The sequence below is a fragment of the Klebsiella sp. HMSC16C06 genome (assembly GCF_001808325.1).
Classification (GTDB): domain Bacteria; phylum Pseudomonadota; class Gammaproteobacteria; order Enterobacterales; family Enterobacteriaceae; genus Klebsiella; species Klebsiella variicola.
In genome coordinates this window covers 1-20,002 of record NZ_KV792976.1, presented here as the reverse complement: position 1 = coordinate 20,002, position 20,002 = coordinate 1, and the positions used below count along the sequence as shown (strand labels likewise).

The following is a 20,002-nucleotide window of genomic DNA, read 5'->3' as shown; positions in this document are numbered from 1 at the left end:
CCTAAGAGGGGGGAAGCCGCGCATGGTGCACGGACGTTCAGGTGAGGAGAGAACCGGCGATCGGATAGCCTGTTTGTCTCCGCGAGTGGCGTGCAGTATCATCCCTGCGAAAATGATAAAAAAGAGCAGAAAACGGAGAACCGTTTTCCATAAATGGAAAAGAGATGACGGCAGAGTTTAACTGGGATGATGCGCGCATATTCCTCGCCATCGCCCGGGCGGGAACGCTAAGCGGCGCCGCCGACAAGATGAACATGGGGATTGCCACGGTGTCCCGCAGGCTGGATCGGCTGGAACAGTCGCTGAAAGTCCCGCTTTTTAGCCGCCATCAGAGCGGCTATCGCCTGACCGACGATGGCGAAGCCCTGCTCGCGCGGGCGGAGGCGCTGGAATACGCAGGCCTGGCGTTCGGCGAGGCGGCGCAACTGCAGGGGCATGTCGCCGGGGTTGTCCGCCTGGCTACCTCGGACAACCTGGCCACGCATTTTATTCTGCCCTCCCTGAAAGGGCTCCTGGACCACTATCCTGACCTGCGGGTGGAGGTGCTGAGCGGCGTGCAGCCGGTGAACCTGCACCGTCGGGATGCCGATCTGGCGATCCGCATGGTCAAGCCTGACGCCGGGCATTTGACCTTAAAGCGGCTGGGGACGGTGGGGTTTGGCGTCTATGGCGCCGCCAGCTATCTGGCCGGCGCGGACGGCCTGTCGCTGAGCGAGGCGGACTTTGTGGGGTGGCCGGAGACTCACCAGCACCTGCCGGCCGCCCAATGGATCACGCGCACCCTACGAGGGCGACCGTGTAAAGTCGAAGCCAATACGCTCGTGGCCCAGGTTTCCGCGGTATCAGCGGGGCTTGGGCTGGGCGTCCTGCCGCACTTTATGGCGCGGGCCAACGGGCTGCAGTGCCTGTTGCCGGAGATCGGCGCGGATCAGACGTTATGGTTAGTGATGCATTCCGACCTGGCCGGGTCCAGACGCGTGCGGGTTATCGCCGACCATCTCATCACCCTCTTTGCGGACCATCAAGACCGGCTGGCGTTGCCCTGACGCTAACGCTCAGGGGATCACCCGCGCCGTTCTCAGCTGCGAAAACAGGCTGAAAAACATCTCGTCTGTGGCCTGCATCCGCTGGAAGCCAGCCCGGCGCAGTTTACTGCCATCGCCAAACATATCGTACTGCCAGCCGAACACGAAATCGGCAAACTGACCGTCGCTCAGACGCAGAATGTCCGCTTCCACCAGCCGCTCTCCGGCCAGCTCGCGCCAGACGGCACGGTAGTCATTGAATAGCTGATGAAATGAGAGCCTGACGGGCGGGGCGCATTCCAGTTCAAACCACTGCGCGATGCGCGGCCACAGCTCGCACCAGCGCCAGATATCACCATTATTGACGTTGAAGGCCTCGTTTTCCCCCGCCGGTGAGGTGGCGGCCCACAGCGTGGCCTCCGCCAGCAGGTCGGCGTCAGTATGATCGACAATGCTGTGCCAGGTGGTTAACGTGCCGGGAAAGCGCAGCGGTAAACCCAGGGCTTTGCACAGTGACGCATACAGCGCGATGCTCAACGCAAGATTCATGGCATTACCCGGCACCGGGCTGCCCACCACGCCGGGCCTGATAGCGCTCCAGTGCCAGGTTTTGCCTTGTTGAAAGTGGCGGAGCCACGCAAGTTGAGCGGCGTTAAATTCAGCCCCGGGTACGCCGGGGTCGCTTTCCCGCGCCGGGGTTTTAAAGGGGCCAAGATGGGCGCCATACACTTTATACCCCTGCATCAGGCTGACCGCCTGCAGCGGGGCGTTTTGTTCGACGTGGCTGACCAGATTACGCAGCATGCTAACGTTCGGCTCCACCATCTCGCTCCAGTTTCCGGCATTCATCCAGGCACTGTAAAAAATGTGGGTCACGGTGGACAGCGGCTGGAGCGCTTGCGCACTGTGCCGGGCATCGCGTAAATCGACGTGAATCATCGGGATCGCCCCCGGTTGCGACAGGGCGCGGTGGCTGAGGCCGATAACCTCCCATCCACGATGTAACAGGGTGTTGACCAGCTGGCGGCCAACGATGCCGCTGCTGCCAGCGACCAGTGCGACCTGAGAGGATGTCTTGTTCATGGTGTTTCTCCTGGGAAGGTGACCGACACAGTGTGCTAGATTATTTTTTTGCCACCTATCCCATGAAACGGATGACACTTATCAGCAGAATCATGAAATGAATAATAAGCTCACCGCCATCGCCACCTTTCTGCGCGTTGCCGAAGCCGGCTCATTTTCCGCAGCCGCCCGGCAGCTCGGGATGAAGCAATCTGCCGTCAGTCAGCAGATCGCCGCGCTCGAACAGGAGCTTGGCGTGGTGTTACTCCATCGTACGACGCGGGCCATGATGCTTACCGAGCAGGGGGTGCATTACCGGCGTGATATGCAGCGGGTGCTGAACGCCATGCAGGAGGCGGAAAGGCGGCTCAACCCGGCGGAGCCTCAGTTTCAGGGACGAGTGCATGTCCAGCTGCCAAGCGGTCTCGGCAGTCTTCTGCTGCCGCATCTGCTGGCGCTGCAGAAACAGTATCCTGAACTGCACCTGATGCTGTCGCTCGACGATCGGATCGCCGATCTGGTTACCGAAGGGGTGGATGTGGCGCTGCGTCTCGGCCATGAGCCGCCGCCATCCCATGCTGCGCGGGTTCTGGCGCGGATTGAAACGGCGCTCTTTGCGGCACCAGGTCATTACGCCGTCCAGTCCGTGGACGACCTGGCGGAGTATCCACACGTTCGGTTTAGCGGCCTCCCGCTTGATGCTCCGCTGCGGATAATTTCCGCAGACGAGACGAGAGACGTGCAAGTTAAGACCGTTTTTCGGGCCAACACCAGCGATGCGCTGTTGCAGGCGCTGGAATCCGGTATCGGCATCGGAGGGATGCAGCGACCGCTGGCGGCCAGGGCACTCAGGGCTGGAAGGCTGGTGCCGATCCTGTCTGACTGGCGATTACCGGACCGTTTCCTGTATGCCGTCTATCCCGATGCCCGTTTTATTCCGCCGCGGGTCAGAAGCGTGATCGCCTTGATTGAGGCGCGACTGCCTGAGCTCGCTGTGGGGAGCTGAGGGTAAGGCGCTCCCCCATTCAGAACCGTGCGCGGTATCGTGCCGCTCCCCTGCAGGTGGTTTCTGATGTTAAGGTGAGACGTTTATCACCACAGGAGAACGCAAATGATTGTCAGGACCTGGCACGGCTGTGTGCCATTGCAACATGCCGAGGGGTTTGCCCGCCACCTTGAGCAGACCGGCGTGGATCACGCCCGGGGTATCCCCGGTAACAGAGGCGCGCTGGTGCGCCAGGAAAACCAGGGCGAATGGGCGCATTTTTTTCTCGCCACCTACTGGCAGGATCTTGCGGCGGTCAAAGCCTTCGCAGGCGAAGACTATCACGTCGCGGTCACTTATCCGGACGACGACGCATTCGAACTCCTCTCCGACCCCTACGTGTTTCAGCATGAAGTTGAGGCCGTGTCGCCACTGTAGGCTGATGACCGGGCAGGTGTAAGATCGGCCAGCAACAGACGGTTGCTGGCCGCGTGAGAGCGACGTCTACCTTGTATGGGCAGCCAGCCGCCGCTGGGTGAACATGGCATGACGGGAACACTCAGCGCGTGAGGGCCGCGACAATGGAGGCCTCCATTTTCTCCGGCGTCGTCAACGGCGCAAAACGCGCGAGGGGTGTGCCGTCGCGAGCGATGAGGAACTTGGTGAAATTCCACTTGATCCGTCCGCCGAGCACGCCGGGCAACGCTTGTTTCAGATAACGAAACAGCGGGTGTGCGGCGGGGCCGTTGACGTCCACTTTCTCAAACATCGGGAAGCTCACGCCGTAGTTAACGTGACAGGTCTGCTCGATTTCATCCGCACCGCCGGGTTCCTGCTTACCAAACTGGTTGCACGGGAAACCAAGCACTACCAGCCCCTGAGCCGCGTACTTTTTGTAGAGCGCTTCCAGGCCAGCGTATTGCGGTGTGAAGCCACAATGGCTGGCCGTATTCACCACCAGAACCACCTTGCCAGCATAGTCAGACATTGAGAGGGGCTGGCCGCGCAGGCGGGTAGCCGCCAATTGATAAAAAGGGGTCATAGCAGGCTCCTGAGAGTAGAAACAGTTCAACGCTGACGATCGCGCGAATGTTTGAAGCAGATTAGGCAGTTATGATACACAGGGTTAGGGATTTGTACCTGGAGTGTTAAAAAAACGCCAGATGTCATAGAGAAAATCGCAAACAGGAACGGCTGAAAATGATGAAATATGTCTTATCGCTGGTGGTGGTGGCGATACTCGCAGGATGTACCAGCACGCCAAACTTGCCGCCTCGGGATACCATTGTGGCGATGAAACCCACAGAGTCCGGTATTGTCGCCAGCTCAGCGAAATACAGTTACCGCTTTGTCCGTGACGGTGTGCCTCAGGAATATCAGCGTTATAAGACCTTTTATGAACGCTTTCATCAACAGGCTTCCGGCGTGCGGGTTAACTTTGTCGTGGAACAACATGAGGTGACGGCGGAATATCTGGTGGTGATGGATCAGCGCAAACTGGATGCCGGGCAGCATAGCGAGCTGGTGAATCAGTATCATGCGGTGCAAATTGATAACGATCGCCTCGGGGTGTTGTTTAAAGCGACAGGATTTTGGACTGCATCGGACGCGTCAGATCTGGCCGCCGCCTACCAGTTAGCGCACCCCGTTGTGGTATCAATCAATGATAAGACCAAAACGATTAGCTCGCTTGGCGCCGTCGCCATGGCCCCGTTGTTTCCATTTTACATGATGTATGGATGTGCCATCGGGCCTTGTGTCTGAGGAAAACAGCCAGCAAGTCACTCGACTCACTGGCTGAGTATTTAATTAAGCTTCACTTTTAGATGACTGCTTGTGAAACAGTTCGCGGAATACCGGGTAGATATCTTCCTGGTCGCGGATATGCTGCATGGCGAAATTATCAAAGGTCGCCTGCAGATGTTCATACTCGCGCCACAGGGTTTGATGCGCCCGGCGGGTAATTTCGATGTAGCTGTAATAACGCACCACTGGCAGAATTTTCTTCGCCAGCAGTTCGTGGCACAGCGGGGAGTCATCGGCCCAGTTGTCGCCATCCGACGCCTGGGCGGCGTAGATGTTCCACTGCGCCGGGTCATAACGGGCCTGCACCACTTCATCCATCAGCTTCAGGGCGCTGGAGACGATGGTGCCGCCGGTTTCCTGAGAATAGAAAAATTCGTGTTCATCCACCTCTTTTGCCTGGGTATGGTGGCGGATATAGACCACATCGACGTTTTTATAGGTCCGGCTGAGGAACAGATACAGCAGGATATAAAAGCGCTTGGCCATGTCTTTGGTGGCCTGGTCCATCGAGCCTGAGACGTCCATCAGGCAGAACATCACTGCCTGGCTGGAGGGCTCCGGCCGTTTTTCATAATTTTTGTAGCGCAAGTCAAAGGTGTCGATAAACGGCACCCGTTCAATTTTGGCGCGCAGCTCAGCAATCTCTTTGCGCAGGCGTTCCTCCTCCAGCAGCTGCACCGGTTCGCTGCGGCTGATGGTCTCCAGATCCTCCTCCAGGGCGCGCAGTTCACGGCGCTTGCCAGCGGTCATCGCCGTACGCCGGGCCAGCGAGTTCTGCAGCGAACGCACCACGCTGATGTTGGCTGGCACCCCATTCGAGGTAAAGCCCGCGCGATGGGTTTTAAACTCGTTCAACTGCCGGTGCTGATTCTTCTTCAGGTTCGGCAGGGCGAGATCTTCAAATAACAGATCCAGGTACTCATCTTTCGAAATCTGGAAGACAAACTCATCCTTCCCTTCGCCGTCGGCGCTGGCTTGCCCCTGACCGCCGCCACCGCCGCCGCCACCGCCCTGCGGGCGCTCAATCCGGTCGTTTTGCACAAAATGATCGTTGCCCGGGTGGACGCGGTTGCGCAGGCCGCCGCGACCCTGATGAAACATCGGCTCGTTGATATCGTCCGTCGGGATCGAGACGGATTCTCCGCTCTCAATATCGGTGACCGAGCGCTTGTTGATAGCCTCGGAAATCGACTGTTTAATCTGCGCCTTATAACGGCGCAAAAAGCGCTGGCGATTGACGGCGCTTTTGTTTTTCCCGTTCAGGCGTCGGTCTATGAACCAGGTCATATGCCCTCCTGTACTGCATTAGCCAACTTTGCTTATCATCATTCAGCTGCAGTTGACCCGGCGGCGTGCCGCCGGGCTTGACGCATCAGGACGATTTACGAACCCGCAGGTACCACTCGCAGAGCAGGCGAACCTGTTTGCGGGTGTAGCCTTTTTCCATCATGCGGTCGACAAAGTCGTCGTGTTTTTTCTGCTCATCGGTTGATGTTTTGGCATTAAACGAAATGACCGGCAACAGCTCCTCGGTATTAGAGAACATTTTCTTCTCGATAACCGTGCGCAGTTTCTCGTAGCTGGTCCAGTTCGGATTACGTCCGCTGTTGTTGGCTCTGGCGCGCAGCACAAAGTTGACGATTTCGTTACGGAAGTCTTTCGGGTTGCTGATCCCGGCCGGCTTCTCAATTTTCTCCAGCTCAGCATTCAACGACTCACGGTCAAACAGCTGACCGGTGTCCGGATCGCGATACTCCTGATCCTGGATCCAGAAGTCGGCGTAGGTGACATAGCGATCGAAAATGTTCTGCCCGTACTCGGAGTAGGATTCCAGATAAGCGGTCTGGATCTCTTTGCCGATAAACTCGGCGTATTTCGGGATCAGATAGCCTTTGAGGAATTCCAGGTAGCGCTCGGCGTTCTCCTGTGGGAACTGTTCGCGCTCAATCTGCTGCTCCAGGACATAGAACAGATGCACCGGGTTGGCGGCCACCTCGACATGGTCGAAGTTAAACACCCGTGACAGGATCTTAAAGGCAAAGCGGGTGGAGAGCCCGTTCATCCCTTCATCCACCCCGGCGTAATCGCGATACTCCTGATAGGATTTCGCTTTCGGGTCGGTATCTTTCAGGCTTTCGCCATCATAGACCCGCATTTTCGAGTAGATGCTTGAGTTTTCCGGCTCTTTCAGGCGCGACAGAATCGAGAAGCGCGCCAACGTTTCCAGGGTGCCCGGGGCGCACGGCGCGTGGGTCAGCTCGCTGCTGTTGAGCAATTTTTCATAGATGCGGATCTCTTCGGAGATACGCAGGCAATAAGGCACTTTGACGATATAGACGCGGTCGAGGAAGGCCTCATTGTTCTTGTTATTACGGAAGGTCACCCATTCCGATTCGTTGGAGTGGGCGAGGATTATCCCGTTAAACGGCAGGGCAGAGATCCCTTCGGTCCCGTTGTAGTTCCCTTCCTGGGTGGCGGTCAGCAGCGGATGTAGCACCTTAATCGGCGCTTTAAACATCTCGACGAATTCCATAATCCCCTGGTTGGCACGGCACAACGCACCGGAGTAGCCATAAGCGTCCGGGTCGTTTTGCGCATAGTGTTCCAGTTTACGGATATCCACTTTACCCACCAACGCCGAAATATCCTGGTTGTTTTCATCACCGGGTTCGGTTTTGGCGATGGCGACCTGCTCAAGAATCGATGGCCAGACTTTGACCACGCGGAATTTAGTAATATCGCCGCCAAACTCGTGCAGGCGCTTGGCCGCCCACGGCGACATGATGGTGCCGAGGTAGCGGGTGGGCACGCCATACTCTTTCTGAAGGATCTGGGCATCCTCCTGCGGATTAAACAGGCACAGCGGGTGATCGTTGACCGGGCTACGCTCGCCGTTGGCGCTCAGCACATAGATGGGCACGCGCTGCATCAACGCTTTCAGCCGTTCAGCCAGCGACGATTTACCACCGCCCACCGGCCCCAGCAGATAGAGGATCTGTTTCTTCTCTTCCAGCCCCTGGGCGGCATGCTTGAGATAGGAAACGATCTGCTCAATGGCGTCTTCCATACCGTAAAACTCTTCAAAGGCCGGATAGCGTGCGATGACCCGGTTTGAAAAGAGACGGGATAGCCGCGGCTCGAGAGCCGTATCAACCATGACGGGTTCACCAATGGCCATCAACAGACGTTCTGCCGCATTGGCATAGGCACTGCGATCTTGCCGGCAGATGGTAAGAAACTCCTGCAGTGTGAACTCTTCGTCCTTGGCAGCTTCATAGCGCTGGCGATAGTGATCGAATATATTCATGGCATGCCGTCCTTTCGTTTTTTAGCACAGGTTGAGAGCCGTTCATATGAGTAGTGGGGGCCCCCGGAAGACATAAGCTGAACGTCGCTCTCCAGATATCCAGCAACCCTTATGCCAGGTTGCGGGTGGAGTAGCGTGAATGTGCCCTGCAATTACACCTTCTAAATTTAAGCGTAGATGCATTTAGAAATCTTGCATGCCGCAGAAAATCAATTTCAATGACATATCAATAACTCATCCTGAAAATGACGCTTTTTGACACGCCAGGACGCGAAGCTGTCACCGGGCTGTCACCTCATGGTAAGAGAAGGGTGGGAAAGTGAACGATTTGTGTCATGTCGGGTAAAGAATTTGAGGCATGAGGTCTACGACGGTAAACTGCACGGGCTGATAATTTGACAACGGGAATATGGATTGTGACTAAAATCAAACTTCTGGCACTCGGCGTGCTGATTGCGACGTCCGCCAGCGCGGCGCATGCCGACGGGAAGTTCACTCTTGGGGCTGGCGTAGGCATCGTCGAACATCCGTATAAGCAATATGATGCGGATGTCTACCCGGTGCCGGTCATTAGTTATGAGAGCGATAACTTCTGGTTCCACGGTCTGGGCGGGGGCTACTACCTGTGGAACGACACCAACGATAAGCTGTCAATAACGGCCTACTGGTCGCCGATGTACTTCAAGCCGGGCGACAGCGACAGCGCGCAAATGCGTCAACTGGATAAACGTAAATCGACCGTGATGGCCGGTCTGTCTTATGTCCACAACACGCCCTATGGTTTCCTGCGCACGACGATTGCAGGCGATACGCTGGATAACAGTAATGGTATCAACTGGGATCTCGCCTGGCTGTACCGCTACACCAATGGTAACCTGACGCTGACGCCGGGCATTGGCGTGGAGTGGAACAGCGACAATCAGAACGAATACTACTATGGTGTCTCGCAGCATGAGTCCCGTCGCAGCGGCATGCGCAGCTACGATCCGGACAGCAGCTGGAACCCGTATCTGGAGCTGTCGGCTAACTATCGCTTCCTCGGCGACTGGAGCGTATACGGCATTGCACGCTATACCCGTCTGTCGGATGAAATTACCGACAGCCCGATGGTGGACAAATCCTGGAGCGGCCTGATCTCAACCGGGATTACCTACACCTTCTGATTGTGCATCATTACAGTGCGCTTTATGCATCAAAACAGGGCTTCACGCCCTGTTTTGCTTTATGGTGGTGCAGAAAGCTAAAGAGGAGGAGACGGTGAAAAAAACAGTACGCTTTGGCGAGCAGGCGGCGGTTCCGGCCATCGGGCTGGGCACCTGGTATATGGGCGAAAATGCGGCGCAGCGTCAGCAGGAAGTGGCTGCACTGCGCGCGGGCATCGACCACGGACTCACGGTGATCGATACGGCGGAAATGTATGCCGACGGTGGGGCGGAAGAGGTCGTCGGGCAGGCGATCCGCGGCCTGCGCGATCGCGTGGTGCTGGTGTCCAAAGTCTATCCCTGGCACGCCGGCGGAACGGCGATGCGCCGCGCCTGTGAAAACAGCCTGCGCCGGCTGCAGACCGACTATCTCGATATGTATCTCCTGCACTGGCGCGGGGATATCCCACTGCAGGAGACGGTCGAGGCGATGGAGAGGCTGGTGGCCGAGGGCAAGATCCGCCGCTGGGGCGTCTCTAATCTGGACACCGACGATATGCAGGCGCTGTGGCGGACGGCGGGTGGCGAACGCTGCGCGACCAACCAGGTGCTCTATCATCTCGCATCGCGGGGCATTGAATACGATCTCCTGCCCTGGTGCCAGCAGCACACTCTGCCGGTGATGGCCTACTGCCCGCTGGCGCAGGCGGGGCGCTTACGCGATGGACTTTTTCAGCATACCGATATCATTAATATGGCTAACGCGCGGGGGGTGACAGTCGCGCAGCTGCTGCTCGCCTGGGTGATTCGTCATCCGGGAGTGCTGGCGATCCCGAAAGCGGCCAGTATTGAGCATGTGGTGCAGAATGCCGCCGCGCTCGATATCGTCCTCAGTGCGGAAGAGCTCGCGCAGCTGGATCGCCTCTATCCGCCACCGCCGCGAAAAACCCGGCTGGATATGGTTTAATCAGCACCTCAGCCAGCGGAGAAAAAAGCCCCGTCGGAAACGGGGCTTTTTGCTGTTAGCGTTTTTTCAGGCTGATGGTCTGCGCCAGGCGAGAGGGGGTCTCTTCGCTGGCTTTCTGCGGCTGGGTCACGCAGCAGGTTTCGACGCAAACGAAGGTTTTGTAACCATCGTCCGGCATGTCGCCCATGCTGACGGACAGCGCCGGGCCCGGGTTCCAGGCCACCACGTTGTGCTGATGATGGTGCACGACGTCGATAGTGCGGTTAAGCGCATCGTCATGGATCACGCTGCAGCTGTCGGCGTTGAGGTAGACGCGGTCGGTGCGGTCCGGGAAGGTCTGCACGCCGTTGCTCAGGACGCCTTCTTCGGCATTCTTCACTTTATCGATATAGCGCTCGCCAAGACCACTCACTTTCACCGCTGCGATATCGCCGACGTTGAAGTAGGTATGCAGGGCAGAGGTGGTCTCGAATTCACCGTGGGCTTCCAGCTCGATTTCGCAGGTTTTGCCCAGCTTGAAGCGGGCATAGAGGGTGAATTCGTGCGGCCAGAGCTTCATGGTTTCGGCGCTGTGCTGGAGCGCAAAGGTCAACATGACGCCGCTGTCGTCTTCGTCATGACCTTCCAGGGTCCATGGCAGATTGCGGGCAAAGCCGTGCGACGGCAGACCCTGCTGCGCGGAAGGGCCAAACCAGGGCCAGCAAATCGGCACGCCGCCGCGCAGGGCGACGCCCTGTTTAAATGGGGTGTTGTTGCTCAGCCACAAGACTTCTTCTTCACCGGCGGGTTTCCAGGAGAGCAGGTGCGCTCCCTGCAGCGCCACAGAGGCTTTCACCTGCGGATGGTCGATGACAATCAGCTCCAGGTCGTCCAGCTGGCGACGGGAGATCACGGGAGAAATGGTTTCATTCACCGGGAGAGCAAAAATTTTATTTATCATTGTGCAATCCTATCTCTGCAGACAAAAAAAAGAGCGACCGAAGTCGCTCTTACAGATTACTTTTTCATCTCAACTTATTTGGAGATGTGAGCAATCAGGTCCAGAACTTTGTTGGAGTAGCCAGTTTCGTTGTCGTACCAGGAAACCAGTTTCACGAAGTTGTCGTTCAGTGCGATACCTGCTTTAGCATCGAACACGGAAGTGCAAACTTCGCCGTTGAAGTCGGTAGAAACAACGTCGTCTTCGGTGTAACCCAGAACGCCTTTCATTGCGCCTTCAGAAGCGGCTTTGATGGCTTTCTTGATTTCTTCGTAGGACGCTGCTTTTTCCAGACGAACGGTCAGGTCAACAACGGATACGTTCGGAGTCGGAACGCGGAACGCCATACCGGTCAGTTTGCCGTTCAGTTCTGGCAGTACTTTACCTACTGCTTTAGCAGCACCGGTAGAGGACGGGATGATGTTCTGAGCTGCGCCGCGGCCGCCGCGCCAGTCTTTGTGAGACGGGCCATCAACGGTTTTCTGAGTCGCGGTGGTCGCGTGGACGGTGGTCATCAGGCCTTCAACGATACCGAAGTTGTCGTTGATAACTTTAGCCAGCGGTGCCAGGCAGTTGGTGGTGCAGGAAGCGTTGGAAACGATGTCCTGGCCAGCGTAAGTTTCGAAGTTAGCGCCGCGAACGAACATCGGGGTGTTGTCTTTGGACGGGCCAGTCAGAACGACTTTTTTCGCGCCAGCGGTGATGTGTTTACGAGCGGTTTCGTCGGTCAGGAAGATACCGGTTGCTTCAGCAACAACGTCAACACCAACTTCGTCCCACTTCAGGTTAGCCGGGTCACGTTCAGCGGTAACACGGATTTTTTTACCGTTAACGACCAGATGACCGTCTTTCACTTCAACGGTACCGTCGAAACGACCGTGAGTGGAGTCATACTTCAGCATGTAAGCCATGTACTCTGCGTCTAACAGGTCGTTGATTGCAACGATCTCGATGTCAGAACGTTTCTGAGCAGCACGGAAAACAATGCGACCGATACGGCCAAAACCGTTGATACCTACTTTGATAGTCATATATTCCACCAGCTATTTGTTAGTGAATAAAAGGTTGCCTGTAAAATTACAAAAACCTTACGCAGCGTCAAGCGGAATCGTGTCAATCATTGCGACAAATCAATCCTGAGCACACCTTGCGCGATTGATTTGCCTCACTCTCCCTTTGAGCCCAATTCCATATGGGGGCTGCGCGCGGAATTTTAAAGGGCATTTAAGATAAAAACGTGATTTAAGTCACAATTATCTGGCTGCCTGTTGGCACCGCATAAGTTTAGAACAAAAGTGCACGCTTCATTGTTAATGTTTTGTTAGAATTGGAGCGAAAGTTGTCCATTGCAAAGCGAGATGTAAGCCCATGGCGAATAAACCCTCCCCGGAAAAGCTGAAAAACGGCTTAAGCGAAATGCAGTTTTACGTGACGCAGCATCACGGCACCGAACCGCCTTTCACCGGACGGCTGCTGCACAACAAGAAAAATGGCGTGTATCACTGCCTGGTGTGCGATGCGCCGCTGTTTAACTCCCAAACCAAATACGACTCCGGTTGCGGCTGGCCGAGCTTCTATGAGCCGGTGAGCGATGAGGCCATTCGCTATCTGACCGACAATTCGCACGGCATGCAGCGCATTGAAATCCGTTGTGGAAATTGTGACGCCCATCTCGGCCACGTGTTTCCGGATGGCCCACAGCCGACCGGCGAGCGCTATTGTGTGAATTCGGCGTCGCTGAGCTTCACTGATGAGCAGAATGGCGAGCAGATTAAGGGTTGAAGAAACGATTCAGCAAATTATTCCAAGCGGAGTGGAGCGGAAGATGGATATTGAGCAAATTATCGACAGTATGACGCCGGAAGTTTACCAGCGTCTGGCGACGGCGGTGGAGCTGGGAAAATGGCCGGATGGCGTGGCGCTGACGCCGGAGCAAAAGGAAAATAGCCTGCAGCTGGTGATGCTGTGGCAGGCCCGGTATAACACCGACGCCCAGCACATGACCATCGACACCCGCGGGCAGATGGTGATGAAGAGTAAACAGCAGCTGAAGGAAGATTTCGGCATCGTGCCAAAGCCGATCGCCACCGTTAAGCTGCAATAAAGCGCCAGCCGGCGGCGCGTGGTTCCGGCGTCGGGGTCACCCCGCGCCGGACAGCATCAGCGTGAACGACCGCGCGCAGCGGCCAGATCGGCATGCTTACTTTTTGTTCATCATCGCTTTCAGATCGGCAAACGGGTTGTAGGTGGCCTCACCGACGCTCTTTTGCGCATCTTCGCCCGCCACCACCGTGGAGCCATACTGATCGGCTTCGGTGTACTTGGAATGTTCGTGATCGTGACAATACAGGCACAACATCTCCCAGTTACTCCCATCTTCCGGGTTATTGGAGTGGTCGTGATCGATGTGGTGCACCGTCAGTTCGCGTAGATTTGAATAGACAAACTCCCGTGAGCAGCGTCCGCACACCCAGGGAAAAAGCTTGAGCGCCTTTTCGCGGTAACCCACTTCCAGACGCGCGTAATTTTTGGGGATATAGGCCATGGCCCCCTGCCTCCTGTCAAACGGTTAAGCTGCGCCAGCGCGTGGCGCAGCGGATAACTGGCATCATAACCTATCCCGGGCTGCGCGATATACCTGCATTGCAGGCGATGTTGTCTGCGTCACGCAGCCCGAGGGGAAGGGGCGTGACTAGTGTTTGATCCCCAGCGATTCCGCCAGCTGACGGGCCAGCTGATTCTGGTCATCGGCGCCATATTCCCAGAACATGGCCCCGGCGAGGCCCTTCGCCTTGATATAGTCCGCCTTAATGGCCACCGATCGCGGGTTCTCATACGACAGGGCGAACAGCGGCTTGCCCTCCGCGGACTGCACTGACAGCCACGGAACCTTCGCTTCATCGTCCCAGTGCTCGGTAAAACGTTTTTGCGGATCGTTGAGCAGTTTGCCCACGATATCGTTGTATTTTACGTAGGTGTCTTTGCTCAGGTCATAACCCAGCGAGGCAAACAGCGCGACCTCCTGTGGCCCAAAATAGGGCTGGGTGACCGGATTGTTTTGCGCATCCGCTTTCGTCCAGTCAATCCCCGGTTCAACTGCCCGTTTCGGTACCCGGCCATAAAAACCAATCCCGAGGTTCATCTGGCTGGGTTTAAGCCCGGCGGCCAGGTAATTGTTGACCACAAAATCGGCGCTGTATTTATCCGCCGCGGCGACCGTTGGCCAGTGGCTGGAGTCATACAGGTTCGAGTTGAAGTACTGCGTGCCGTAGGCCATGTCGTAGGTCATCAGGTTGATGTAGTCGAGCGATGGCGCAATCGCTTTAACGTCCACCCAACTTTTCGGGCTTTCTGCGTTAGCCCCCACGGCAATAGTCACCAGTTTCCTGGTACCAAACGCTGCGCGCAGCTCTTTTAACAGCGCGGTAAAGTTATCGCGATCGGCCGGTTGACTGGCAACCAGCCCCCAGGCGCCGTTGACCGGAAACTCCCAGTCGAGGTCAATCCCATCCAGACCATATTTTTCAACAATTTCCTGCGCAGAATGAATAAACACCTTACGGGTTTCTTTGCTTGCCGCCGCGCCGGAGAAACCGCGCGCCCCCCAGCCGCCGACCGACAGCAGGACCTTGAGGTCCGGGTTCTGTTTACGCAGGGCCGGGAGCTTTTGCAGATCCGCCTGCACCTTCGGCGACAGCCAGATCTCGTGCAGATGAGCAGGATCCTTCAGGGCCGCATTAGTCTCGTCTTTTTCATCGTTATAGATAAGACCAAACGAGTAGTTGAGATGGGTGATCTGCCGGACGTCCAGCTTATCGATATCGCCGCCGGGCCCGGCAGTGACGTCGCCGCCGCCGTTAAAATAGCCGACGGACATCAGGGGTTGGGCAGAGAGCGCAGAAGCGCAAAGCAAGGGCAAGGCTGCCAGCAAGGGCAAACGTTTCATAGTGGTTCCTCTTTGACATAAAAAATAACCACGCCACGGAAATGGCGTGGCGAAAAAACAGCCTTGCCAGACTACCAGCAATAACCTGTTGAAACTGCGAGAGAGTTCAATTTATGGACGATAGCGAGGCGGCAGAAGAAGACCCGGCGCGAGGGCGCCGGGGGGAGGGATCAGGCCTGAGATTCCCGCCAGTCATCGAGGGTATACAGCGTGGCGCCCGCGGCGGCCATCTCCATAAACGCCTGGCTGCTGTCCTGCGGCTGCAGGTTAACGCCGCGACAGCCGTCGATGATGACATTGACCGTATAGCCCAGCGCGAGGGCATCCAGCACGGTGAATTTGACGCAGTAATCGGTGGCGAGGCCGAGCACGGTCAGTTCCACGATGCCCTGGCCGCGCAGCCAGCCGTCCAGTTCAGTTTTCTGCCGGTGACCGTTGTCAAAAAAAGCGCTGTAGCTGTCAATGACCCGGTTTTGCCCCTTATGGAACACGGCGTTGATCGCCTGCTGTTTGAGCAGCGGATGCAGCGCCGCGCCTTCGCTGTGCTGCACGCAGTGATCCGGCCAGAAGGTCTGCGCCAGGCCGTCGAGTTCGCCCAGGGTGTAGGGTGCCACCTGGTGCTGGCTGGCGAAGCTGCCATGATCCGCCGGGTGCCAGTCCTGGCTGGCGACGATGGGCTCGCCGCGCGCCAGGCTCCAGTCGATAAGCGCATTAGCCACCTCGACGGTACTGTCGCCCTCAGGAACCGCCAGCGCGCCGCCGGCGCAAAAGTCGTTCTGCAAATCAACCAGTAACAGCGCTCGATGTGCCATACGTCCTCCTTAAGCCTCGTCGGGGGTGAGTTCGCCACGCAGATTTTGCTGCATCGCCGCGCGAATGGCGTCAACATCCAGCTGCTGGCTAAGCAGATAGTGTAGCTTGGTCAGCGTCGCTTCCACCGTCATATCGAAACCACTGATGACCCCCGCCTGGGCGAGGGCGTTGCCGGTGGCATAGCCGCCCATGTTCACTTTCCCGGACATGCATTGCGTCAGATTGACCACCACAATACCGCGCTGGCTGGCTTCCGCCAGCACCTGAATAAACTCGCCATTCTGTGGGGCATTGCCTACGCCATAGGAGCGGAGGATCAGCGCTTTCACCGGCTGGCGCAGGAAATTGCGTACCACGTCGGCGGAGATGCCGGGGTAAATCGTCACCACGCCAATCGGCTGCGGGGTGATGGGGTGCACGATAAGCTCTCCGCGGCCCTGCGGCGCCGGCGGGGTACCGAGACGGCGAATATGGATCCCGGCTTCCAGCAGCGGCGCGAGGTTTGGCGAGGCGAAAGCGTCGAAGCCGTCGGCGTGGGCTTTAGTGGTGCGGTTGCCGCGAAACAGTCGATTGTTGAAGAACAGCGCCACTTCGTTAATCGGATAGTTGGCGGCGACGTAGAGGGCGTTGAGCAGGTTAATCTGACCATCAGAACGCAGCTCGGCCAGCGGGATTTGTGACCCTGTCACAATGACCGGCTTGCCAAGGTTTTCCAGCATGAACGACAGCGCCGAAGCGGTAAACGCCATGGTGTCGGTACCATGGAGGATCACAAAGCCATCATACTCATCGTAATGGCTGCGGATATCGTCGGCGATGTGCTGCCAGTCCTCAGGGGTCATATCGGATGAATCCATCAGCGGATGGTATTCATGGATCGTGAAGTCCGGCATCTCCGGACGATGGAACTCAGGCATCAGCGCCAGCTGACGCTGCAGATGGCCGGAAACGGGGACATAGCCGTGTTCAGAGCGCTGCATACCGATGGTCCCACCGGTGTAGGCAACGTAAATCGATTTTTTTTGCATAGCATCGCTTAGGTTGGTCGTAGACAGGCGCAGTATAAAGAGACGCAGGAAAAAATACAGTGTCGGTCGCTGGCTTTGTGGCGGTGTTGGCAGGAGAGGGAAAAAGGCTGCCCCGGGAGACGGGGCAGCCGCTGCGTACTAACGGATGTTGGCGCAGGTCAGGCAAAAGGCATAGCGGTTCTGCGGGTCGTTAAACGCCGCCAGCTTGTCGCTCTCCGCTTTCACCGTCTCGGCCGCCGCGGCGACCGGTGCAGGCAGCCAGGCCTGAATGGCCGCCGGCAGCGAGGCGCGTACCGAGCCGGTCAGGCTATCCAGCACCATCGAGAAGAAGGTCGGCTCTTCCTGATAGTAGTTGAGGTGCCAGGTTTTCAGCTTGGCCAGCTCGGCGGCTTTAGCCACCGCATCGTCGAAGTCGCCGAGGCTGTCGACCAGGCCGTTGGCTTTGGCATCTTCCCCGGTCCAGACGTGTCCCTGGGCAATCTGGTCGATTTTCTCCGGCGTGCTCTTACGGGCGTTAGCCACCAGGGTGATAAAGCGTTGATAGCCATTCTCAATGCTCAACTGCATCAGCTGCTGCACTTCCGGCGGCAGCGCTTTGGTGCTGGAGACATCCGCCAGCGGCGACGTGGCGACGCCGTCGGTATGGACGCCAATCGACCCGAGGGTATTTTCCACGGTGTTGATTACGCCAAAGATGCCGATGGAGCCGGTGAGGGTGCTCGGGTTCGCGACGATGTAATCCGCTGGGGTGGAGATCCAGTAGCCGCCAGATGCAGCCATGCCGCCCATCGAGACCACTACCGGTTTACCGGCGGCTTTGGCTGCCGCCAGCTCTTCACGGATAATTTCTGAGGCGGTCACGCTACCGCCCGGGCTGTTAACGCGCAGAACGATGGCCTTAATTTTCGGGTCGAGGCGCGCATCGCGAATTTGCGCCGCCGTGGTATCGCCACCAACGTTGCCCGGGGTCTCCTCGCCATCCATGATGGCGCCGTTGGCAAAGATCACCGCAATGGCGGAACCTTCGTCAGACGGTGTCTTCACGTTGTAGTCGTAATAGCTGATCGCCCGGTAATTGTTATCCGTTTTGCTCCAGCCAAACTGTTTGGTCAGCGCCTTTTCCACTTCCGTGGAGGTCGCCAGCTCATCCACCAGCTTATTGTCCAGCGCATATTTTGCCGTATCGCCGCCCACTTTACGCAGGCCATCGATAATGCCCTGGGCGCCCGGGAATAGCTGCTGGGCGGTGATCTGGCGGTTGGCGGCAATGGTGTTGAGGTAGTTCTGCCACAGTTCGCCAATCCAGCGGCTGTCCGCCTCGCGGGCGGCAGGGGACATATCATCGCGAATGAAAGGCTCGACGGCGGATTTATAGGTGCCGACGCGGAAGACATGGGTGGAGACCTTCAGCTTATCCAGCAGCGATTTGTAGTACAGCCCATTAGTGGCGAAGCCGTGCAGGTCAACCTCGCCCTGCGGTGAGAGCCAGATTTTGTTGGCAAAGCTCGCCAGGTAGTACTGGCCCTGGCTGTAGCTACTGCCGACGGCATACACCGGTTTGCCGCTGTCGCGGAACTCACGCAGCGCTTTACCGATGTACTGCATGGACGGCTGATCGCCGCCAACGAAGTTTTTCAGATCCAGCACAATACCGGTGATATTGCGGTCATCTTTCGCCTGGCGAATGGTCTGCACGATATCGAACAGAGAGTTCTCCTGCAGACGGTCCGAGCTGGCGCCAAACAGCTGGCGGCCAATTACGCCGAGCTTGCTGCTGGCGGAAGGTTTATCCACCACCACGCCGGTAATATCCAGCAACAGCGCGCCGCGCGCGGCATGTTCGCTGGTAGTGGTGCTGAACTGGCTCCAGATACCGATACACACCAGCACCAGCACCAGGAAGATCGCATTCAGAGCCAGTTTGCGAATAAAGTTGAGTATCCGCCACGTCCATTTAAAAAAGCTGGCAATCAGTCGCCAAAGGGTTCGCATGTCTTCTCCCTAACGTTATCTAAAAAGGGCAGGCCGCAGGGGCCGCCGCGTCTGGCTATCCTAAAGAGTGAGCCGTCGGTTGTCAGCAGGAATCACCGACCACGCTGTAACAAAATCCTTGTGCATGTTAATTTTATGAAAAATGACATCACAGGAGTTATACAGATGGATGCTCTCGATCTACTGCTTAATCGCCGGAGCGCTTCTCGCCTGGCGGAACCTGCCCCGGCTGGCGAACAGCTGGAAAACATTCTGCGCGCCGGGCTGCGCGCCCCGGATCATGGCACCCTGCAGCCGTGGCGCTTTTTTATTATCGCCGATGACGGCCGCGAGCGCTTCAGCCAGCTGCTGGAAAAAGGGGCCACAGAGGCCGGCCAGGATGAGAAGGGAATAGAGAAAGCCCGCAATGCGCCGTTCCGCGCGCCGCTGATCATTACCGTAGTCGCGCGCTGTGAAGACCACCCGAAGGTGCCGCGCTGGGAGCAGGAGATGTCCGCTGGCTGTGCGGTGATGGCGATGCAGATGGCGGCCCTGGCCCAGGGATTCAATGGCATCTGGCGCAGCGGAGCATTGACCGAGAGCCCGGTGGTGCGGGCCGGCTTCGCGTGCCGCGAGCAGGATAAAATTGTCGGCTTCCTCTATCTGGGGACGCCGCAGCTAAAAGCTTCAACCACCATTGCCCTGCCGGATACCGCGCCGTTTGTGACGCGCTTCTGAGTCGGTGCTTGTGATGCCGGGTGGCGGCTGGCGCCTTACCCGGCCAACGCATCCGGCTCTGACTGTCTGTAGGCCCGCGCAAGCGCAGCGCCGCCGGGCAAGGACAGCGGGCACGGAGCCGATTTTGTGCCGGGTGGCGGCTCGCGCCTGACCCGGCCTACGTTCGTACGACCAGTCGTTAATTTATTCACTTTTCTTGCTGAAACTGCCGGTGCTGACGGCCTCAAAATCGC

At 57.4% G+C, this 20,002-nt stretch carries 20 protein-coding genes; 9 read left to right on the top strand and 11 right to left on the bottom strand.

Going from position 1 to position 20,002, the window contains the following annotated elements; all coding sequences use genetic code 11:
* Positions 1–164 precede the first annotated feature (164 nt).
* Entirely contained in the window at positions 165–1,046 is an 882-nt protein-coding gene (locus HMPREF3142_RS00945) for a LysR family transcriptional regulator (RefSeq protein ID WP_008807639.1), read from the top strand.
* A 9-nt stretch (positions 1,047–1,055) separates the two neighbouring features.
* Here HMPREF3142_RS00945 and HMPREF3142_RS00940 read toward each other — a convergent pair whose 3' ends face one another.
* The gene (locus HMPREF3142_RS00940) at positions 1,056–2,108 is read right to left on the bottom strand and encodes an SDR family oxidoreductase (protein ID WP_023322408.1); all 1,053 of its coding nucleotides are present in this window, start codon (positions 2,106–2,108) and stop codon (positions 1,056–1,058) included.
* Positions 2,109–2,205: 97 nt separating this feature from the next.
* Between HMPREF3142_RS00940 and HMPREF3142_RS00935 the strand changes: the two genes are divergently transcribed.
* Complete coding sequence (locus HMPREF3142_RS00935; RefSeq protein WP_070611389.1) at positions 2,206–3,093, top strand: LysR family transcriptional regulator; 888 nt, start codon at positions 2,206–2,208, stop codon at positions 3,091–3,093.
* 105 nt (positions 3,094–3,198) lie between these two features.
* On the top strand, positions 3,199–3,510 hold the full coding sequence (locus HMPREF3142_RS00930) for a hypothetical protein (protein ID WP_012968478.1): 312 nt from the start codon (positions 3,199–3,201) through the stop codon (positions 3,508–3,510).
* A gap of 121 nt (positions 3,511–3,631) precedes the next feature.
* Here the strand turns inward: HMPREF3142_RS00930 and HMPREF3142_RS00925 are convergent, their stop codons facing one another.
* A complete protein-coding gene (locus HMPREF3142_RS00925; RefSeq protein ID WP_070611387.1) occupies positions 3,632–4,114 on the bottom strand; it encodes a glutathione peroxidase in 483 nt (160 codons plus the stop codon).
* Positions 4,115–4,272: 158 nt separating this feature from the next.
* On the opposite strand from HMPREF3142_RS00925, the gene HMPREF3142_RS00920 reads away from it, so the two are divergent.
* Positions 4,273–4,836, top strand: a complete 564-nt coding sequence (locus HMPREF3142_RS00920; protein ID WP_008807634.1) for a hypothetical protein — start codon at positions 4,273–4,275, stop codon at positions 4,834–4,836.
* Positions 4,837–4,881: 45 nt separating this feature from the next.
* Here HMPREF3142_RS00920 and HMPREF3142_RS00915 read toward each other — a convergent pair whose 3' ends face one another.
* Both HMPREF3142_RS00915 and yeaG read right to left on the bottom strand, forming a co-directional pair.
* Positions 4,882–6,165, bottom strand: coding sequence for a YeaH/YhbH family protein (locus HMPREF3142_RS00915; RefSeq protein ID WP_012968476.1), 1,284 nt, complete (start codon positions 6,163–6,165; stop codon positions 4,882–4,884).
* A gap of 85 nt (positions 6,166–6,250) precedes the next feature.
* Positions 6,251–8,185 (bottom strand): protein kinase YeaG, encoded by a 1,935-nt coding sequence (yeaG, locus tag HMPREF3142_RS00910; RefSeq protein ID WP_008807632.1) that lies wholly within the window; start codon positions 8,183–8,185, stop codon positions 6,251–6,253.
* Between the two features lie 416 nt (positions 8,186–8,601).
* On the opposite strand from yeaG, the gene HMPREF3142_RS00905 reads away from it, so the two are divergent.
* A complete protein-coding gene (locus HMPREF3142_RS00905) occupies positions 8,602–9,348 on the top strand; it encodes a MipA/OmpV family protein (protein ID WP_008807631.1) in 747 nt (248 codons plus the stop codon).
* Between the two features lie 94 nt (positions 9,349–9,442).
* Complete coding sequence (locus tag HMPREF3142_RS00900) at positions 9,443–10,294, top strand: aldo/keto reductase (RefSeq protein WP_094285204.1); 852 nt, start codon at positions 9,443–9,445, stop codon at positions 10,292–10,294.
* A 55-nt stretch (positions 10,295–10,349) separates the two neighbouring features.
* On the opposite strand, the gene HMPREF3142_RS00895 is transcribed toward HMPREF3142_RS00900, so the two are convergent.
* Together HMPREF3142_RS00895 and gapA are read right to left on the bottom strand one after the other, a co-directional pair.
* Positions 10,350–11,234 (bottom strand): D-hexose-6-phosphate mutarotase, encoded by an 885-nt coding sequence (locus HMPREF3142_RS00895; protein ID WP_008807629.1) that lies wholly within the window; start codon positions 11,232–11,234, stop codon positions 10,350–10,352.
* A 74-nt stretch (positions 11,235–11,308) separates the two neighbouring features.
* Positions 11,309–12,304, bottom strand: a complete 996-nt coding sequence (gene gapA, locus HMPREF3142_RS00890) for a glyceraldehyde-3-phosphate dehydrogenase (RefSeq protein WP_008807628.1) — start codon at positions 12,302–12,304, stop codon at positions 11,309–11,311.
* A 337-nt stretch (positions 12,305–12,641) separates the two neighbouring features.
* On the opposite strand from gapA, the gene msrB reads away from it, so the two are divergent.
* Together msrB and HMPREF3142_RS00880 are read left to right on the top strand one after the other, a co-directional pair.
* On the top strand, positions 12,642–13,055 hold the full coding sequence (msrB, locus tag HMPREF3142_RS00885; protein ID WP_070611385.1) for a peptide-methionine (R)-S-oxide reductase MsrB: 414 nt from the start codon (positions 12,642–12,644) through the stop codon (positions 13,053–13,055).
* A gap of 43 nt (positions 13,056–13,098) precedes the next feature.
* A complete protein-coding gene (locus HMPREF3142_RS00880) occupies positions 13,099–13,377 on the top strand; it encodes a YeaC family protein (RefSeq protein ID WP_004203787.1) in 279 nt (92 codons plus the stop codon).
* Between the two features lie 96 nt (positions 13,378–13,473).
* On the opposite strand, the gene yajD is transcribed toward HMPREF3142_RS00880, so the two are convergent.
* The 5 genes from yajD to sppA form a co-directional block, all read right to left on the bottom strand.
* Positions 13,474–13,818, bottom strand: coding sequence for an HNH nuclease YajD (gene yajD / locus HMPREF3142_RS00875; protein ID WP_002901254.1), 345 nt, complete (start codon positions 13,816–13,818; stop codon positions 13,474–13,476).
* A gap of 147 nt (positions 13,819–13,965) precedes the next feature.
* Positions 13,966–15,219, bottom strand: a complete 1,254-nt coding sequence (locus HMPREF3142_RS00870) for a chitinase ChiD (protein ID WP_070611383.1) — start codon at positions 15,217–15,219, stop codon at positions 13,966–13,968.
* Between the two features lie 170 nt (positions 15,220–15,389).
* Complete coding sequence (gene pncA / locus HMPREF3142_RS00865) at positions 15,390–16,031, bottom strand: bifunctional nicotinamidase/pyrazinamidase (protein WP_008807625.1); 642 nt, start codon at positions 16,029–16,031, stop codon at positions 15,390–15,392.
* A 9-nt stretch (positions 16,032–16,040) separates the two neighbouring features.
* Complete coding sequence (gene ansA, locus HMPREF3142_RS00860) at positions 16,041–17,060, bottom strand: asparaginase (protein ID WP_008807624.1); 1,020 nt, start codon at positions 17,058–17,060, stop codon at positions 16,041–16,043.
* A 138-nt stretch (positions 17,061–17,198) separates the two neighbouring features.
* The gene (gene sppA, locus HMPREF3142_RS00855) at positions 17,199–19,052 is read right to left on the bottom strand and encodes a signal peptide peptidase SppA (RefSeq protein ID WP_008807623.1); all 1,854 of its coding nucleotides are present in this window, start codon (positions 19,050–19,052) and stop codon (positions 17,199–17,201) included.
* 165 nt (positions 19,053–19,217) lie between these two features.
* Between sppA and HMPREF3142_RS00850 the strand changes: the two genes are divergently transcribed.
* Complete coding sequence (locus tag HMPREF3142_RS00850) at positions 19,218–19,769, top strand: NAD(P)H nitroreductase (protein WP_008807622.1); 552 nt, start codon at positions 19,218–19,220, stop codon at positions 19,767–19,769.
* Positions 19,770–20,002: the final 233 nt, after the last annotated feature.

Excerpts from the sequence above, each read along its gene's own strand:
- HMPREF3142_RS00930 (WP_012968478.1), top strand. The coding sequence starts at position 3,199 with ATGATTGTCAGGACCTGGCACGGCTGTGTGCCATTGCAACATGCCGAG.
- yeaG (WP_008807632.1), bottom strand. The coding sequence starts at position 8,185 with ATGAATATATTCGATCACTATCGCCAGCGCTATGAAGCTGCCAAGGAC.
- sppA (WP_008807623.1), bottom strand. The coding sequence starts at position 19,052 with ATGCGAACCCTTTGGCGACTGATTGCCAGCTTTTTTAAATGGACGTGG.
- HMPREF3142_RS00895 (WP_008807629.1), bottom strand. The coding sequence starts at position 11,234 with ATGATAAATAAAATTTTTGCTCTCCCGGTGAATGAAACCATTTCTCCC.
- yajD (WP_002901254.1), bottom strand. The coding sequence starts at position 13,818 with ATGGCCTATATCCCCAAAAATTACGCGCGTCTGGAAGTGGGTTACCGC.
- HMPREF3142_RS00880 (WP_004203787.1), top strand. The coding sequence starts at position 13,099 with ATGGATATTGAGCAAATTATCGACAGTATGACGCCGGAAGTTTACCAG.
- HMPREF3142_RS00920 (WP_008807634.1), top strand. The coding sequence starts at position 4,273 with ATGATGAAATATGTCTTATCGCTGGTGGTGGTGGCGATACTCGCAGGA.
- msrB (WP_070611385.1), top strand. The coding sequence starts at position 12,642 with ATGGCGAATAAACCCTCCCCGGAAAAGCTGAAAAACGGCTTAAGCGAA.
- HMPREF3142_RS00945 (WP_008807639.1), top strand. The coding sequence starts at position 165 with ATGACGGCAGAGTTTAACTGGGATGATGCGCGCATATTCCTCGCCATC.
- HMPREF3142_RS00870 (WP_070611383.1), bottom strand. The coding sequence starts at position 15,219 with ATGAAACGTTTGCCCTTGCTGGCAGCCTTGCCCTTGCTTTGCGCTTCT.
- HMPREF3142_RS00940 (WP_023322408.1), bottom strand. The coding sequence starts at position 2,108 with ATGAACAAGACATCCTCTCAGGTCGCACTGGTCGCTGGCAGCAGCGGC.
- gapA (WP_008807628.1), bottom strand. The coding sequence starts at position 12,304 with ATGACTATCAAAGTAGGTATCAACGGTTTTGGCCGTATCGGTCGCATT.
- HMPREF3142_RS00915 (WP_012968476.1), bottom strand. The coding sequence starts at position 6,165 with ATGACCTGGTTCATAGACCGACGCCTGAACGGGAAAAACAAAAGCGCC.
- HMPREF3142_RS00935 (WP_070611389.1), top strand. The coding sequence starts at position 2,206 with ATGAATAATAAGCTCACCGCCATCGCCACCTTTCTGCGCGTTGCCGAA.
- ansA (WP_008807624.1), bottom strand. The coding sequence starts at position 17,060 with ATGCAAAAAAAATCGATTTACGTTGCCTACACCGGTGGGACCATCGGT.
- HMPREF3142_RS00925 (WP_070611387.1), bottom strand. The coding sequence starts at position 4,114 with ATGACCCCTTTTTATCAATTGGCGGCTACCCGCCTGCGCGGCCAGCCC.
- HMPREF3142_RS00850 (WP_008807622.1), top strand. The coding sequence starts at position 19,218 with ATGGATGCTCTCGATCTACTGCTTAATCGCCGGAGCGCTTCTCGCCTG.
- pncA (WP_008807625.1), bottom strand. The coding sequence starts at position 16,031 with ATGGCACATCGAGCGCTGTTACTGGTTGATTTGCAGAACGACTTTTGC.